The sequence below is a fragment of the Bacteroidia bacterium genome (genome assembly GCA_020852255.1).
Taxonomy (GTDB): Bacteria; Bacteroidota; Bacteroidia; order JADZBD01; family JADZBD01; genus JADZBD01.
This window is the reverse complement of record JADZBD010000002.1, coordinates 562301-578548: the sequence shown is the minus strand read 5'-3', so window position 1 is coordinate 578548 and position 16248 is coordinate 562301. Positions and strand designations below refer to the sequence as shown.

The 16248-nt window shown below is 47.6% G+C and carries 15 protein-coding genes; 9 read left to right on the top strand and 6 right to left on the bottom strand.

Translation table 11 applies throughout. The annotated features are described in order from the left end of the window. Positions 1-139 precede the first annotated feature (139 nt). Positions 140-724, top strand: coding sequence for a riboflavin synthase (locus tag IT233_03215; protein ID MCC7301630.1), 585 nt, complete (start codon positions 140-142; stop codon positions 722-724). On the opposite strand, the gene metF is transcribed toward IT233_03215, so the two are convergent. Continuing rightward, the gene (gene metF, locus IT233_03210; GenBank protein MCC7301629.1) at positions 708-1661 is read right to left on the bottom strand and encodes a methylenetetrahydrofolate reductase [NAD(P)H]; all 954 of its coding nucleotides are present in this window, start codon (positions 1659-1661) and stop codon (positions 708-710) included. The genes IT233_03215 and metF overlap by 17 nt on opposite strands. A 151-nt stretch (positions 1662-1812) precedes the next feature. Between metF and rimP the strand changes: the two genes are divergently transcribed. Genes rimP through IT233_03190 form a run of 4 tightly spaced genes read left to right on the top strand, consistent with a single transcriptional unit; the run spans position 1813 to position 7142 of the window. Then, on the top strand, positions 1813-2259 hold the full coding sequence (rimP, locus tag IT233_03205) for a ribosome assembly cofactor RimP (protein MCC7301628.1): 447 nt from the start codon (positions 1813-1815) through the stop codon (positions 2257-2259). 8 nt (positions 2260-2267) lie between these two features. Continuing rightward, positions 2268-3518: a transcription termination/antitermination protein NusA gene (gene nusA / locus IT233_03200; protein ID MCC7301627.1), complete on the top strand. Its 1251-nt coding sequence runs from the start codon at positions 2268-2270 to the stop codon at positions 3516-3518. Between the two features lie 7 nt (positions 3519-3525). Further along, on the top strand, positions 3526-6231 hold the full coding sequence (gene infB / locus IT233_03195) for a translation initiation factor IF-2 (GenBank protein MCC7301626.1): 2706 nt from the start codon (positions 3526-3528) through the stop codon (positions 6229-6231). A 20-nt stretch (positions 6232-6251) separates the two neighbouring features. Further along, positions 6252-7142 (top strand): DUF1571 domain-containing protein, encoded by an 891-nt coding sequence (locus tag IT233_03190; GenBank protein MCC7301625.1) that lies wholly within the window; start codon positions 6252-6254, stop codon positions 7140-7142. On the opposite strand, the gene IT233_03185 is transcribed toward IT233_03190, so the two are convergent. From IT233_03185 to IT233_03165, 5 genes are read right to left on the bottom strand one after another with little or no spacing between them, the layout of a single operon-like run. Continuing rightward, positions 7139-9454: a hypothetical protein gene (locus tag IT233_03185; GenBank protein ID MCC7301624.1), complete on the bottom strand. Its 2316-nt coding sequence runs from the start codon at positions 9452-9454 to the stop codon at positions 7139-7141. The genes IT233_03190 and IT233_03185 overlap by 4 nt on opposite strands. Before the next feature lie 19 nt (positions 9455-9473). Next, positions 9474-11084, bottom strand: coding sequence for a hypothetical protein (locus IT233_03180; GenBank protein MCC7301623.1), 1611 nt, complete (start codon positions 11082-11084; stop codon positions 9474-9476). Positions 11085-11096: 12 nt separating this feature from the next. Further along, positions 11097-11951: a hypothetical protein gene (locus IT233_03175; protein ID MCC7301622.1), complete on the bottom strand. Its 855-nt coding sequence runs from the start codon at positions 11949-11951 to the stop codon at positions 11097-11099. Next, the gene (locus tag IT233_03170) at positions 11878-12705 is read right to left on the bottom strand and encodes a hypothetical protein (GenBank protein MCC7301621.1); all 828 of its coding nucleotides are present in this window, start codon (positions 12703-12705) and stop codon (positions 11878-11880) included. Before IT233_03170 ends, IT233_03175 begins: the two co-directional genes overlap by 74 nt. Continuing rightward, a complete protein-coding gene (locus IT233_03165) occupies positions 12702-12959 on the bottom strand; it encodes a membrane protein insertion efficiency factor YidD (GenBank protein MCC7301620.1) in 258 nt (85 codons plus the stop codon). Before IT233_03165 ends, IT233_03170 begins: the two co-directional genes overlap by 4 nt. A 245-nt stretch (positions 12960-13204) precedes the next feature. Between IT233_03165 and IT233_03160 the strand changes: the two genes are divergently transcribed. The 4 genes from IT233_03160 (at position 13205) to kdsB (ending at position 16206) form a co-directional block, all read left to right on the top strand. Beyond that, entirely contained in the window at positions 13205-14182 is a 978-nt protein-coding gene (locus tag IT233_03160) for a polyprenyl synthetase family protein (GenBank protein MCC7301619.1), read from the top strand. An 83-nt stretch (positions 14183-14265) separates the two neighbouring features. Continuing rightward, a complete protein-coding gene (locus tag IT233_03155) occupies positions 14266-15042 on the top strand; it encodes a toxin-antitoxin system YwqK family antitoxin (protein MCC7301618.1) in 777 nt (258 codons plus the stop codon). Then, a complete protein-coding gene (locus tag IT233_03150; protein MCC7301617.1) occupies positions 15008-15484 on the top strand; it encodes a hypothetical protein in 477 nt (158 codons plus the stop codon). The genes IT233_03155 and IT233_03150 overlap by 35 nt, the downstream gene beginning before the upstream one ends. Continuing rightward, entirely contained in the window at positions 15481-16206 is a 726-nt protein-coding gene (gene kdsB, locus IT233_03145) for a 3-deoxy-manno-octulosonate cytidylyltransferase (GenBank protein MCC7301616.1), read from the top strand. Before IT233_03150 ends, kdsB begins: the two co-directional genes overlap by 4 nt. Positions 16207-16248: the final 42 nt, after the last annotated feature.

The window sequence follows — 16248 nt, the reverse complement described above, 5'->3', positions numbered from 1 at the left end:
TGGAAAGCATAAGGGATCAGGACAGCTTTGTTCCGATGGTGTTTACTATTATGTCTGCAGAGTGAATGAAATACGCCTGCAGGGCATTGAAGCCCGTACGCTCACCGGTTTTGTTCACCTTCTTCAATCAAAATAATTAATGTTCTCCGGTATAGTGGAGTGTGTGGGAGAGGTAACGGGAATCCGGACGGATTCGGGAAATGTCCATTTTACACTTACAGCTCCTTTCGCGGCGGAATTAAAAGCAGATCAAAGTGTTTCTCATGATGGGGTTTGCCTTACCGTGGTAAGTTGCCATGAGGAGAGTTATACTGTAACGGCGGTGGCGGAAACCCTGCGTCGCACTAAGCTGGGAGATTGGAAAAAGGGAACACAGGTTAACCTGGAGCGGAGTGTGAAAGTGGGAGACAGGCTGGATGGCCATATTGTGCAGGGGCATATCGACGGAACCGGTATTTGTAAAGAAGTGAGGACAGACAACGGAAGTCATATCTTTACTTTTCATTTCGATCTCCCGCATGTTCTTATTCCAAAAGGATCCGTAAGTGTGAACGGCGTTTCACTAACTGTGGTAGATCCCGGACCCGGTGTGTTTTCAGTGGCCATTATTCCTTACACCTTCGAGCACACGAATTTCAAATACCTGAAGGCAGGGGATAAGGTGAATCTCGAATTTGATGTGATCGGGAAGTATGTGCAGGCCCTGCTTAAAACACCTCTTTAGCTACGCGGCGGGTAGTTTCTGATGTTCCCATTGTATAAAAATGCAGGCAGGGAGCTTTGGCTTTTACCAGTTCCTTGCTCTGCTGTATGGCCCATTCAATTCCCACTTCTTTTGCTTCAGCATCCGATTTGCATTTTTCAACTGCATCCAGCAGCGCGTCGGGTATGTCAATCTTAAATGTTTTTGGCAGGATCTTCGCCTGACTCCGGGAGGTAAGAATCTTGAGCCCGGGGAGAATGGGAACTTTGATCCCCATATCACGGCACTTGTCCACAAAATCAAAATAGGCCTTATTGTCGAAAAACATCTGCGTTACGATGTATTCTGCACCTGCATCAATCTTAGCCTTAAGGTATTTCAGATCCGATTTCATATTCGGAGCTTCGTAATGCTTTTCGGGGTACCCGGCTACGCCAACACAGAAATTGGTGGGCGCCATGTTTTCCACCTCCTCGTGCAGATATTTACCGCAGTTCATGTGCACGATCTGTCTGACCAGATCAGAAGCATATTCATGCCCGTTTGGTTCCGGAACAAAAGCAGGTTCGGATTTAATGGAATCACCCCGCAGTGCAAGTACATTATCAATGCCGACAAACTGAAGATCTATCAGCGCACTTTCCGTCTCCTCCTTGCTGAAACCGCCACAGATAATATGTGGCACGGCATCCACATGATAGCGATTAATGATGGCCGCGCAAATACCCACCGTTCCAGGTCGTTTGCGGATACTCACCTTTTCAAGATATCCGCCCTCTCTTTTCTTGTAGACATACTCCTCACGGTGATATGTTACATCGATGAAAGAAGGTTTGAATTCCATTAAAGGATCAATCCCGTCAAAAATCGATTGAATGCTCTTCCCCTTGAGAGGGGGCAGAATTTCAATGGAGAAAAGCGTTCCTTTTGCTTTTTTCAGATGTTCTATTACCTTCATCTACCTGATTCTGAGGGGGCAAAGGTAATAAAAACACAGGCAAAATCATGACTAATATTTGGCTAGGATCGCGGAAATACCTACTTTTGCGGGGTAGATACGGTATAATAAAGAGGGGTCAAAAGCCCCTCTTTTGTTTGTATAAGGTTCAATGATCGCAGCCGAAAGAGTGGAGGAAATTTGCAGAGAGCATCTGAGCGGCTCCCCGCTGTTCCTGCTGGATGTGAAGGTGAGTCCGGGTAACCGGATACTTGTGAGAGTGGATGCAGATCAGGGAGTACGAATAGACGACTGCCGCGAACTGCACCGGAAGATAGAGGCCACACTGGATCGGGATGTGGAGGATTTTGAACTGGAGGTTTCTTCCGCAGGATTGGAGGAGCCCTTCGTAGTACAAAGGCAGTACATCAAAAACGTGGGGCGCGTAGTGGAGGTACTGCTGCAAAACGGAAAGAAGAAAAAGGGCATACTGAGTGCGGCGGATGAACAGGGAATTGAGATCGAAGAAAAGCCAAAATGGAAGAATGACCCGGTGATACGTCACCGGTTTGAATACCCGGAAATAAAACAAACCAAAAAAACCATAACGTTCAAATAAACAAAACAATGAACAACATCAACCTGATCGAATCCTTCTCAGAATTCAAAGAGATCAAGAACATCGACCGCGTAACCCTGATGAGCATCCTGGAGGATGTGTTCCGCAGTATGATCAGAAAGCGTTACAACTCCGACGAAAATTTTGACATCATCGTGAACCCGGACAAAGGGGATGTGGAGATATGGCGCCGCCGAGAGATTGTAGATGATGAATTTGCTGAAGATAGTTTCGATTATGATGAAAACAGGCATATCAGCCTTACCGAAGCAAAAAAAATTGAACCTGATTTTGAACTGGGCGAAGAAGTGACCGACCAGATATATCTTAATGACTTCGGCCGCCGGGCGGTTCTGTCTGTCCGCCAGAACCTGGTTTCTAAGATCCTGGAACGGGAAAAAGACAACCTTTACAAGAAGTATAAGGACAGGATCGGCGAGATCGTGACCGGTGAAGTTTATCAGATATGGAAAAGGGAGTTACTGGTGCTCGATGACGAAGGCAATGAACTGATCCTTCCCAAAGTGGAGCAGATTCCGTCGGATTTCTTTAAGAAGGGTGATAATGTGCGCGCCGTGGTTTCCGGAGTAGAACTCAAGAATAATAATCCTGTGATTATCCTCTCCCGTACGTCGCCACTCTTCCTTGAACGTTTGTTCGAGCAAGAAGTGCCGGAAGTATTTGATGGACTCATTACCATCAAACGCATCGTGAGGGAACCCGGCGAACGTGCTAAAGTGGCTGTGGAATCCTACGATGACCGGATTGACCCGGTGGGTGCCTGTGTGGGCATGAAAGGGTCACGTATTCATGGCATCGTACGCGAATTGAGGAATGAGAATATTGATGTGATCAACTTTACCAATAACTCTACCCTGTTTATTCAACGGGCTCTGAGCCCCGCGAAAATAACCTCCATTAAGCTCGATGATGAAAGTAAGCGAGCGGAGGTTTATCTTAAGCCCGACCAGGTTTCGCTTGCCATCGGAAAGGGGGGACATAATATCAAACTCGCCGGAAAACTCACGGGATACGAGATTGACGTCTACCGCGATACCGATGAGGATTCTGAAGACGTGGATCTGGAAGAGTTTGCAGACGAGATTGACGGATGGATCATTGATGAACTCAAGGGTATCGGGTGCGATACGGCCAAGTCGGTACTCGAACTTTCCGTAGACGATCTCGTGAAACGTACGGACCTCGAGGAGGAAACAGTGAAAGAAGTGCGCAATATTTTAAAAGCAGAATTCGAATAGACATTCTATGACAGAAACCGCCAGCATAAGGCTTAGTAAAGTTCTGAAGGAACTCAATGTGGGCATGCCCCACATTATTGAGTACCTCGCCGCCAAAGGGCATAAGATCGAAAGTAATCCCAATACCAAGATCACCCAGCGGATGTACGAGTTGCTTCTGGACGAATTCCAGAGTGAAAAGAAAGATAAGGAGGATGCCAAAACAATCTCCACTACGGTGAAAGCGAAAAAAGAGTCGCTGACCCTGGATGATGTGGATGTTACGCAGCGGCCGGGCCGGGAAGAGGAGGAAGAACTCATGATTAAGGACTCCTCTGCAAAAAAAGCAAAAAAGGAAGAACCTGAAGAGGTAATCAAAGCTAAAGTAGATTCCGATGCGGTGAAGGTAAGCGTGAAGGGTAAAATTGATCTGGAAGCGGTAGGTGGCACAAAATCTAAAGCAAAAAAGACAGCAAAAAAGGAAGAACCGGAGGAAACACCCAAGAAAAAGAAAACCACTAAAAAGGCAACTAAAACGGAGGAAACTCCGGAGGAGAAACCGGAAGTGATTATACCGCCTGTAGAGGTGAAGAAACCGGAGGAAGATAATTTCCTGAAAACGAATTATCAGAAACTGGAAGGGCCTAAGATTCTTGCAAAGATCAATTTACCGGTTGAGGAGAAGAAAAAACCAGTGGCATCTTCTAATGAGGCGTTCGGGAAAGACAAGAAAAAGAAGCGTAAACGGATTCAGAAGGAAGGTGGAGCACCGGAAACCGGTGCAGGTGTACAAAGGCAGGGTCGTGGGAAGCGGCGCGACGAAAAGGTGGAACTGACAGAAGAGGAAATACAGGCGCAGATAAAGGAAACCCTGCAGCGCCTGAGCAGTGGAGGAAAATCAAAAGCATCTAAGTACCGCAGGGAGAAGCGCACGGAAATCAATAGAAAATTGCAGGAGCAGGCGGAAATTACCGCAACGGAGTCCAAAACGCTTAAGGTTACTGAGTTTGTGACCGCAAACGAACTGGCCACCATGATGGGTATTTCCGTGGCGCAGGTTATTTCCTCCTGCATGTCGCTGGGACTCTTCGTCTCTATCAATCAGCGACTGGATGCTGAAACCATTGTGATTGTAGCCGAAGAATTTGGATTCAAGGTTGAATTTGTGAGTGTAGATGTGCAGGAGGCCATCCGGGAGGAAGAGGATAAGCCGGATGAACTGATCACCCGCCCGCCCATTGTAACGGTAATGGGTCACGTGGATCACGGAAAAACCTCTTTGCTGGATCATATTCGAAAGTCGAACGTGATTGCCGGTGAAGCTGGAGGAATTACACAGCATATTGGTGCCTATAATGTGAAGCTGGATTCCGGAAAAACGATCACCTTTCTGGATACTCCCGGTCACGAGGCTTTTACCGCTATGCGTGCACGAGGTGCAAAAGTAACGGACGTAGCGATTATTGTAGTGGCAGCAGACGACAGTGTGATGCCTCAGACCGTGGAAGCAATTAACCACGCACAGGCTGCAGGTGTACCAATGGTGTTTGCAATCAATAAAATTGATAAGCCGGGAGCGAACGCAGAAAAGATCCGTGAGGCACTTTCGCAAATGAATATTCTGGTGGAGGAATGGGGAGGAAAATACCAGTGTCAGGAAGTTTCCGCAAAGAAAGGATTGAATATTGATACCCTCCTCGAAAAGGTATTGCTTGAGTCGGATATGCTGGATTTGAAGGCCAACCCGAAACGGCTGGCCACTGGAACCATCATCGAATCTTCATTGGATAAAGGCCGGGGGTATGTAGCTACCATCCTCGTACAGGCAGGAACCTTGCGGGTGGGTGATGTAATGCTCGCCGGATGTTACTCGGGAAGAATCAAAGCAATGTATAATGAACGGGGCCAGATTGTAGAAGAAGCGGGTCCGTCTATTCCGGTTCAGATCCTTGGTCTTACCGGCGCTCCCCAGGCAGGAGACCGGTTCAATGTAATGGATGATGAACGTGAAGCGCGCGATATCGCTTCCAAACGCCTGCAACTGCAGCGGGAACAGTCCATCCGCACAACCAAGCATATCACACTGGACGAGATCGGAAGAAGGATTGCGATTGGAGACTTCAAGGAACTCAATGTAATCGTGAAAGGTGATGTGGACGGTTCTATCGAAGCGCTTTCGGATTCCCTCATCAAGCTATCAACAGAAAAGATACAGCTGAAGGTGATTCACAAATCGGTTGGTGCCATCTCCGAGTCGGATGTCATGCTGGCCTCTGCATCTAATGCTATTATCGTGGGCTTCCAGGTTCGTCCTACCGTGAATGCGCGTAAACTGGCTGAACAGGAGCAAATTGATATTCGCCTGTATTCTATCATCTACGACGCCATCAATGAGATTAAGGATGCTATGGAAGGAATGCTTGCGCCGGAATTTCAGGAAAAGATCCTATGTAATATCGAGATCCGGGAAGTCTTTAACATCACTAAGGTGGGAACCGTGGCCGGATGTATGGTGCTTGACGGTAAAATCAGCCGGAATAATAAAGTACGCGTGATCCGAGACGGTATTGTAATCTATACCGGAGAACTTGGATCATTGAAGCGATTCAAGGATGATGCCAGGGAAGTGGCAGCCGGATTTGAATGCGGACTCAACATCCAGAATTTTAACGATATCAAAGTGGGAGACATTATTGAAGGATACGAATTACTGGAAGTAAAGCAAAAACTGTAAACCTGCACTGTTCCGACCTTATGCAGATTTCACGGAAAGTAACCTCACAATCCGTCCGCATTATCCTGCTGGTGCTTATAACGGCCGGAACTGGCTTCAGCTATACCGTTGAGAAATCCGGGGTACCTGCGCATTCAGCACCTGATTGCAAAACGGTTATTACTCAAATGCTGGATTCAATGAGTAATGTCAGAGCAATGCGTTTCAAAATGAAAATTCTGGAACGAATCAAGGGACAGCTGATGAATTACGGCTCACAGGGGAAGTACGTAAAGTCTCCGCGAAAGATCTACCTGGAACTCAATGGACCGGAAGTTTTATGGAAAGAGGGATGGAATAACGGACAGGCACTCGTAAACCCGGGTGGATTCCCTTATTTTAATCTTAACCTCGATCCCTACGGATCTATTATGCGGGAAGGTCAGCATCATACGATTTTTGAAATCGGCTTTACCTACTTTGAAGATATTATACGGAATGCAATGCAGCGGGCAGGAAATGATTTTAACAAGCATATAAAGCTGGTGGGAAGTGCAACATGGAACGGAAATGATTGTTGGCTCGTATCTCTCGAATATCCTGAATTTGCATTCATAGATTATACAGTCAGGAAGGGAGACAATCTTTTAAAGATAGCCAGGGAAAAAAGAGTGGCGGAATACATGATTCTGGAGGGAAACACAAAGATGAAGGATTTTTACGATGTTAAGCCGGGACAGGTAATCCGTATTCCGAATGCCTACGCCCGCAAAACTACAATCATGATCAACAAAAAGTCCTTTCTTCCCGTCAACACCAAAATATATGATAATCAGGGACTCTTTGAATCCTACGAATACCATATGTTACAGGCCAATGTGAACATCCCGGACGTGGAGTTCAGCAAAGAGTATCAGGGGTATAAATTCTAAAACAGAAAGCCCGCACGGATCACCGGATAAAAGATCCAGTGAGAGTGGAATAGCCGCATGGTCGCGAATGAATTGTTGCCGGTTCCCCCAACATCGTCGGTGCTGGCGAAATAATGGAAATCATTCGAGGGATCCCAAAGGTAGGAATCGGGATATTTTTTCAGAGGAACCCGGTATGCTGAAGCCGAGGCCAGCGGTTTGATATTGCCAAAACTGAACCCGGTTTTAACACCAATGTCAATGAGAAGGGAGTGATGCAGCATGATCTTTCCTCCCCCCGTGAAAGTAAACGCTGTTTCAAGATTCCGATAGGTTAAGGCGGCACCGGTGGAGTCGGGAATCTCTGAAAAGGTGTTCTGAATCCGTTCCGTTCCAAGTGAGTAATAGAGTCCGGCAGGAGCAGGTACACCGGAAGATCTGCTGTGCATGGTAAGAGCAAGGCTCCAGGTAATGCCTTCGGACAGGTAGGTAAAATGCCCGGTAAATTCCACCTCATTGCTGTCTGTCCAGCTTTCGTTAAAACTGCCTCGTTTTGAAATATACCCAAAACCGGCTTCAGCGTGCAAATATTTTCCCAGGCTTCTTGAATAGGTGATCCGGTAAATGCCATTATGAATCGCCGGAACAGGTTCAGCATACAACACATTTTTCTTGCCGTTGAAACCACGGTTCCTGTCGCGCCCGTCTTTTAGTTCTCCTGAGGCATAGTAAAAGAGATTTTCATAAGGAAGCTTCCGGATCTTTTTCCAGTGCGTTTCTGTACTTACCCGCACAGGAACAGGGTCGCGTACATCAAAACGAATGGATTGCACTCCGTACGCATAGGAAGGAGATCCGTCTTTTAGTTCCAGTGCATACCGGGGGATCAGGAAAGGATAGAGGGGCGGGATGTAATACCATATCGTATTTTTAACCCGGTCAGGATTCTCCCACAGGTAAGGGTCTGTGAAAGCAACGGAGCGCAGATTTTCCTTTTCCATCCATTCCCATAACAACGGATCAGCGTAAAATGGGTTTTTCTTACGCCATACGGAAGTATCCGTTTCAATGGCATTAAGTATAAAGCCCGTACAATGTTCACTCTCGGAAACCTCCTCCATAAGGGGGCCGGCGCAGATACGCCGGAAATATTCAATACGCCTGTATTCTTCCGGATGCCAGCGCCGTACATCCTCCAGAAATATAACCGGGCCTTTGAACGTCTTAAGAAAAGTTGTTGAAGCATCGAATGGCAGGAGGGATGAGTCCTGCTTCTTCAGACCGCTTTCTTCCCGGATGTATTTTTCAAGAGGGAACAGGTAATTCAGATCCCGGCTGTTCTCCCGGATGGTTCCTTGCAGGCGGTTGTTCAGCATGGCATCTGCAAAGGCATGGTGAAGAATGTTCTTTTCTTTCAGATAGCGCTGAAGGCAGGAGTCCCGTTTACCGTGATGACGAGCGTACCAGAGGGCAGCGGTTAAATGCATCTCATTTACGGGAATACGACGGAACTGCCGAAGGAGGTACTCCATCATCTCTCCGTATGTTTCCAGCAAAGGTGCACCTGCCGCCAGCGTGAAGGCACCATGTGCATACTTGTTTCCGGTAGTATCGGGTTCCAGCAAGCGGAGGTCGCGGAAAATGCCTCCTGTGCGAAGCACGGAACGTGCGGCTTCCGATCCGAATCCCTTATACGCCGTACCCGGCTGACGGTAGATCATCCTTCTAATGCCTTCCGTCAGAAGGAAGAGTGCCGTTGTGTCGTTACCAAGTATATGGTATTGATAAAATGCAATCCGGATAGCGAGCGGATATTCTTCGGCTCTCCACAATTGTTCACAGGCGGAAATTAAAAGGGAGTCTTCTCCGGGCAGCGAAATACTGTCGTCCGGATGCGTCAGTGCAGCTGGCGAATTCATCCAGATTTTAAGTTCCGGAACCGATTCCAGATACTGAGATAAGAGATCCTTCATCTTTGATGAACTTCCGGCATTCTTAATACGTGTCTTCCCGGAGAACCGGAGCAGGCTCTGCTCTGTCATCAGGTGAAACAGCAGACCGGGAGCACCGTCCGGATTTACCGGTAAACCGGGAACCGCTCTCCGGAAGAAGAATTGGATCTCTTCCTTGGTGGGGGAAGTAGCCAGGAAGGACGTTGGGATGACTACCACCTGGTCCGGACGAAGGTAGGGGAGGTACTCCGTTCCGCTGCTGATCTCAACCGGGTATTTTCCTTTCATTGAGTCCGGCAGCGATGCATCGGTGCATGCGCGGATGAACGGGATCTGCCCCTGCATGCAGAAGCATCCGGCCAGAAGCAGAAGAATTAACATTCCTCCGCTTTTCCTTAGATCACTGAAACGCGATCTTGTTGAAATAAAAAACTGTTCGTTTGCCGTTTTTTCCATTTCCGTCCTTACCGGAATTTTTAATACGCTGGAATCCCCAGGTCAGAAAATAATTATCATACCAGAATTCCATATCACTTCCCCAGGATGATTTAACAAGGTCCTCAGGGTAATTGGTTTCTATTACTGTGGTCTGTTTCCCGTCCACTACCTGGTTTCCGGAAATAACTTTCGAACGGATACTTCCGGCAATGCTGTAGGCCAGTACAATATTGTCGCCCTCAAACATCACCTTTACGCGTTCCTTAAGATTGAATGTAAGAATGTCCATAATCTCGAAAGAGTTGTCCCACAACTTCTCCCCATCTTTGCTGAATGCGGCAATGAGGGCATGGGTGTAACGGTATCCTACAAACACCTGTGTGGTGCGTGGAACATAGTTACCATTCGGATCAAAATAATAATCCGTTCGTGTTTCATATTCGGGAAAGTAGGCTTCAGAAATTACGATATATTCATTGTTTCGTTCGATCACATTGTGAACAAGGAGATGATATCCTATGCGACCTTCCGTTTTTTTATTTTCATTCGCCCCCGGGAAGCGATCTTTGGTGTCGTTCCAGAAAGATTGAAAGCCGGAAAATGGATAATAACGGATGTACTCCTGTTCACCTTCAGCGATTTTTGCAATGAATAGTCCGTTGGATGTGGCAGGTGCACTGGTTCTGCCGGAGGCTCTCGACAGCCGTTCACTGAACGATTTGTACTTAACGGGTAAACCATACGTTCCGATAACCAGTTTGCCTTTATCTGCCAGCGGATTCACTCTTCCGTATAACAGTTCGTTGTTCCCTCCCGAACTGATCCGGATGCTTCCGGCAAGATCTTTCCCCCGGAAATCCTTTACTTCCATTTTGAATTCATTTTTATCCGGACGGTGAAGAATAACGGTTTGTGCAAGTCCGGATATAGTGTCGGCGGCCAGATCGGTGATCGCGGCGGAGCCGCTGTACGGAAGTACCAATGGCTGGGATCGTCCGCCGTTGCTAACGTCGGCAACGTAAAGTACGGGTTGGAATTTAAATTCAAATCCCCCGAAGAATGCCGGCACGCAGCAAAGGGCATAGGTAAAGCATGTACGCGCAAAAACGGTTGTTTCGGTGGGAAGTGTCCGGCCTCCGAGATAGGCAAGCCCGCTCACTACTACAAAATCCTCGAATCGGGTTTTGTATGGTACCCGGCCGGTGATGGATATGATTTCGCCGGAGGAAAGATCAAGATGGATGATCTCAAAAACGGAATTCTTTTTTTCTTCCGTCAGCAATACATACAGCCGGCTGCCTTCTGTAGTGTACTTGCAGAATTCCAGTCCGGAAGTAACGGGAAAATTCTTTTTCCATGTCTGCTGAAGTTCGGTATTGTACATTTCAAAGGTAAATACGTTTTTATCCTTCACGCGTTTTTCGTTGTTTGCATAGAAAAGCACCAGTCCCAGACCGGCGGCGGGTACTACATAGTAATCATCGCTTTGCCCTGCTTCAATTTCAATACGCAGCGGCGGCGATTGTGCCGCGATCTGCGCAGCAGTCATCAGAAGTAGTAAGAATATCCGCATAGAGTAAATTTACTAAAAGGCACCTTCGAGCTTTAACAGGTGATCCCGCACCGCATTCTTATACTCCCGCTTCTTTTGTTCATTTACCCCGTGGACGAGCTTCATGGCATAGCGCGCGCCCCCGGAATAAAAACGTACCGAATATGTAAATCCTGTAAAAAAGGCCGTGAGCCAAACACCCTGCGACACGGAGAGCACCCCATATCCCACCGCCATTCCTGCCAGCACCAGCGAGGATAACCCTCTCCAGGCTTTGCCGGCATACACCTGCCCGAGTCCGGGTAACAGGAGAGAAAGAATGAGGGCTTTTCGTTCGCTCTTCAGTTGCAGTTCCTCTTCAGACCGTATCAGATGAAAAGTCATGCTGTCCTTTTTATTCACCCTGCAATACTCCAACCAGGAGCTGAGTGCTGTTTCCCATTTTTCTCCTTCAGTAAACACAATGACGTCAAGGTACAACGATTGTTGTTTCAGTTCACGGCTCTTTACTACTTCTTTTAAGCGCATCAGATGTTCTTCTGCATTGAACAGATCCCCTGCAAGATATGAACAGAGTGCAATTTCATAATGGGTGAAGAAATTCAGAGAATCTTTCCCATCCCTGACAGGAATCCGTGCAAAGGTGAGCGCTGCTTCATGAAAAGCACCAGACATTTTCTTCGAAAGACCTTTTTGCATTAAAGCACGGTCTCTGAGATCAGGATCCGGTGAATAATACCATACTCTCTCATATTCCAGTTCAGCCTGGAGATGATTTCCGGCGGCCAGAAGACTGTCTGCTTTCCGGAGTTCGTTACCAAAGCCCGCCGTAAAGATCATGCAGAGAAACCCGAAGGTCCACCATGATCTGTTCCCTGGTGATGTCATATTGTGTTTGTTTAGCAATCCGTACGGCTAACGCGCTGCCGTAAATATTCCCGATATAGAAAACAGTGAATGCGGCTCCAAATATCCAGAACCGGGGACTTTGTAATCCCTGATGCCGGTATCCTTCCCAGCATTGTACACCCATTATTGCCAGTGGTATAAACGAACTGAACATTTGCCGCGGTGATCCGGCGTATACCTTGCCCAGCCCGGGTACCAACGCTGAGAGCAACCCGCCTAACACGGGTTTACGCCTGGAATAGCGGTTCATGGTTGATACATATCCTGCCAGCTTCTTTCGGTACTCCGGCGGACCCACCGAAAAAACGGTGTCCTTATGTATCAGGAGTTCCAGCGCATCCCGCTGAAAGTCCAATACGATCTTTGATCGTTTGTCACCGGAAAAATCCGATGTCAGCAACTGCAATGCGCTGTCAGTGCGACCTGTTTCCAGCAAATAAAGCGAAGAATACTGAAGCCCGCAGGTATGAAAAGAGGAAAGGGATACCAGACCGGATAATAATTGAATAGCTGTATCCGTTTTTCCCATTCCGGCGTAACACAATCCGGTATAAAATGAAAGTGAATCATAGTCCTTAAAGCGATCCGAAGACGCAAGAAGCTGCAGTTCAAGAACAGCTTCCCTGTAATATCCTTTTTTGTAGAGGTGCCGCGCGAATTCCAGTTCTTTCTGCTGCGCCCCGGCCTGATAAAACAGGCAACACAAAAGCAGGGAAGGGAGAATCCTTCTCATTGATCAAAATGAATGCGTGGTTCGTCAATGGCTTTGCCGTTCGGTGCAAAGCGGAAGGGAGGAAGCTGGCGAACAGTACCACGGTTGCAGCGTGTCAGACGGTCTGCTGTCAGCAGCACACCGCGAATGGCCCCGAATTGCCCAATGGCGTGCTTCGCATAATTTGAACAGGTCATCTGATAGAGGCAGCCTGCAGATAATTGAGGAGAGATCACATGCTGATATGCAAGCATACTTCCTTTGAGGAGGAGCATGAACGGGTTGTATGCCGCTGCGGGGGTTCCTTTCCTGGAGTTTAAAACTTTACGACTGTTGGGTGAAGGTGGCGAGGGTGGTTTTTTTTCACTGCCAAATCCTTGTTTCAATAGTTTGAGATCCGGGAGCGGAGCTTTCTGGGCAAAGGTAAATGTTGCCAGCAATAAGCTGAAAATGAGCAAACGGCACATGCTACAAATGTACTGAAGCTCCTTCATATTTAGTACATTTGATACCGAAATTCATGAGCGGAATTGTTGATAGAATCAAAGCACCAGTGCTTTCGGAAATGAAGGAGTTCGAGAAGAAATTCCATGTTTCCATGAAGTCTTCTGTGCCCCTGCTGGAGAAAATCACCGGTTACATTGTTAAGAGAAAGGGAAAGCAGATGCGACCTCTTTTTGTCTTTCTTGCTGCAAAAACAGCGGGAGGCATGACCGAATCATCCTACAGGGCGGCAGCCCTCATCGAACTGCTTCATACGGCAACGCTCGTGCACGATGATGTAGTGGACGACTCCAATGAACGCCGCGGATTCTTTTCCCTGAATGCACTGTGGAAAAACAAAATTGCAGTGCTGGTCGGCGATTACCTCCTGTCACGGGGTCTGCTTCTTTCTGTAGAGCACAATGAATTCCGTCTGCTGCAGATTGTGTCAACAGCCGTGCGTGAAATGAGTGAAGGCGAATTGCTGCAAATTGAGAAAGCCCGGAAACTTGATATTGAAGAACCGGTCTATTATGACATCATTCGTCAGAAAACAGCTTCCCTGATTGCCGCCTGCTGCGCCGCAGGTGCATCGTCGTCAGGTGCGGGTGATGAAGTAGTAGAGAAAATGAGAAGTTTCGGAGAAAATACCGGAATGGCTTTTCAGATCAAGGATGACCTGTTTGATTACGGACATGATGAAGGGATCGGAAAACCAACAGGAATCGACATCAAGGAAAAGAAACTGACCCTTCCCCTGATCTATACCCTCTCTAAAGCGGATAAAAGCACCCAAAGGAAAATCATCAATATTGTCAGAAATTACGGACACGACAGCCACAAGGTGGACGAGGTCGTTCGGTTGGTGAAGGGAAGCGGAGGTATTGAATATGCCACCGAGCGCATGATGGAATACAGAGCAAAGGCGCTGACTATCCTGCACGAACTTCCGGCCTCAGATGCCCGAGACTCCCTTGAATTACTTGTCAATTATTCGATTGAGCGAAAGAAATGATTCGGGGTATATTCCTGCTTTTTTTGATTCCTTCTTTCCTCCCGGCGCAGGTCAACTGCAGTTTTTTTCCCGATGGAACGCCCATGAGGTGCGGGTCTACACGCAATGGTCTCCGTTACGGATCCTGGAGATTTTTTCATGAGAATGGCACCCTGGCATCCACTGGTTATTACAATGAAGGTAAACCCGACAGCCTCTGGATGTATTTTAATGAAGGAGGACTACTGATAAAAAAGGGTTTTTTTTTAAAAGGAGAATTTCACGGAGTATGGGATTTTTATACCGGCAACGGAAAATTGATCTCTACAGCCTATTACAGGCAGGGGGTGATGGATGGATCATGGATATCCTACCATCCGGATGGTACTGTACGTCAGCAGGGGAGCTACCACAAGGGATTGTTGCATGGACTCTGGAAAACATTTGATGCGGAAGGGAAGCCCCTGAAGATGGAACAGTATAAGCTAGGTGTAAAAACCGGATGGCAGGAGGAGTGGTATCCAAACGGAATCTGTGCTTCGCGTACGGAATATAAAGGCGGGGTGCCGCACGGAAGGTGTACCATGTGGTACCCCGGCGGAACAGTGAAGTCGGAAGGAAAATACTATAAAGGTAAGACGGAAGGAAAATGGTATTTTTACGATGAAAAGGGAAATCTCTCTGTGTCCGCTTCGTTTAAAAGGGGTTGTTGGCACGGACAGTGGACCGATTACGGAAGTGCCGGAAAGATCAATTCAAGGGGGCGGTACAGGAAGGACAGAAAGAGTGGAAAATGGATGATCTGGGATGCGTACGGAATGCTTAACAGAATAGAATTTTATGAAGATGGAACACTGGTTAAAGAGATTACTTTTAAGTAGTGTCGGCGCACTGCTGATCGCCTCACTACCCGGATGTGGTCCGGAGGAAGGGGATAAGGATGCGCCGGGCACGGCAGACACAGCAGGTATCTCGGTTACGGAAGTGCCCGTGCAAAGCCCTAAACGTGTGGATGCAAATGATCCCCGTTTGAACGGAATTGATTATCTCGAAAAGTATCCTGATGGAGTAATCCGTGTAAAGGGATACGTTGTAGGCGGATTGAGGGAAGGAACCTGGATGAGCTTTTATCCGGACGGATCTCCATGGAGTCAGAATGTGTACCTGAAGGGAAAACTCAATGGAGCTACGGTGACATATTACGAAAATGGAAAAGTGAGGTATAAGGGTTTTTACCGCAATGATCAGCGCAGCGGCCATTGGCAGTTTTTTGATGAGCAGGGAAATAAAGTAGAGGAAATGGACTATAACGCGAAACCATGAAGATCGCGGGTATCATACCGGCGCGTTACGCCTCCTCACGCTTTCCGGGGAAACCTCTGATAGAGATCAAAGGGAAAACGATGATCCGGCGGGTATACGAACAGGCGGTTAAAGCAAAAGCGCTTTCCGATGTGATCGTGGCAACTGACGACCGGAGGATTTATGAGCATGTTCTTGAATTTGGGAAGGCTGTGATGACTTCTTCGAAGCATCTCACCGGAACAGACCGCCTGGCGGAAGTAATCCGGAAATGGAAGGGGACGCGTCCGGCGGGTGTAATAAATATCCAGGGCGACGAGCCTTTTATTCAACCCGGGCAGATCGATCTGCTTGCCGGAATCCTGGAGAAAAGAAATACCGCCATCGCCACCCTCGCAATACCGCTGAAGGAGAGAGGAGATATTCACAATGCGTCCGCTATTAAAGTGGTCATGGACAAAGAAGGTTATGCCTTGTATTTCAGCAGGGCGCCTATTCCCTTTGTGCGCGCTGAAGGCAGTGAGAGAACCGGGTATTTCCGTCATGTTGGGATCTATGGGTATCGTTCTTCCGTACTTCTGAAACTGGCCTCGCTTGCCCCGGGAAAGCTTGAAAGACTGGAATCGCTGGAGCAACTGAGATGGATGGAAAACGGATACAGAATACGGGTGGGAATTACACGACACAGTTCCTTTTCCATAGATACACCTGCGGATCTTCGGAAGATCTCTGGTATTCTCTGAATCCCTTGAAAACAGGGGCTTTCAGGGGATTCTGATTTCGGC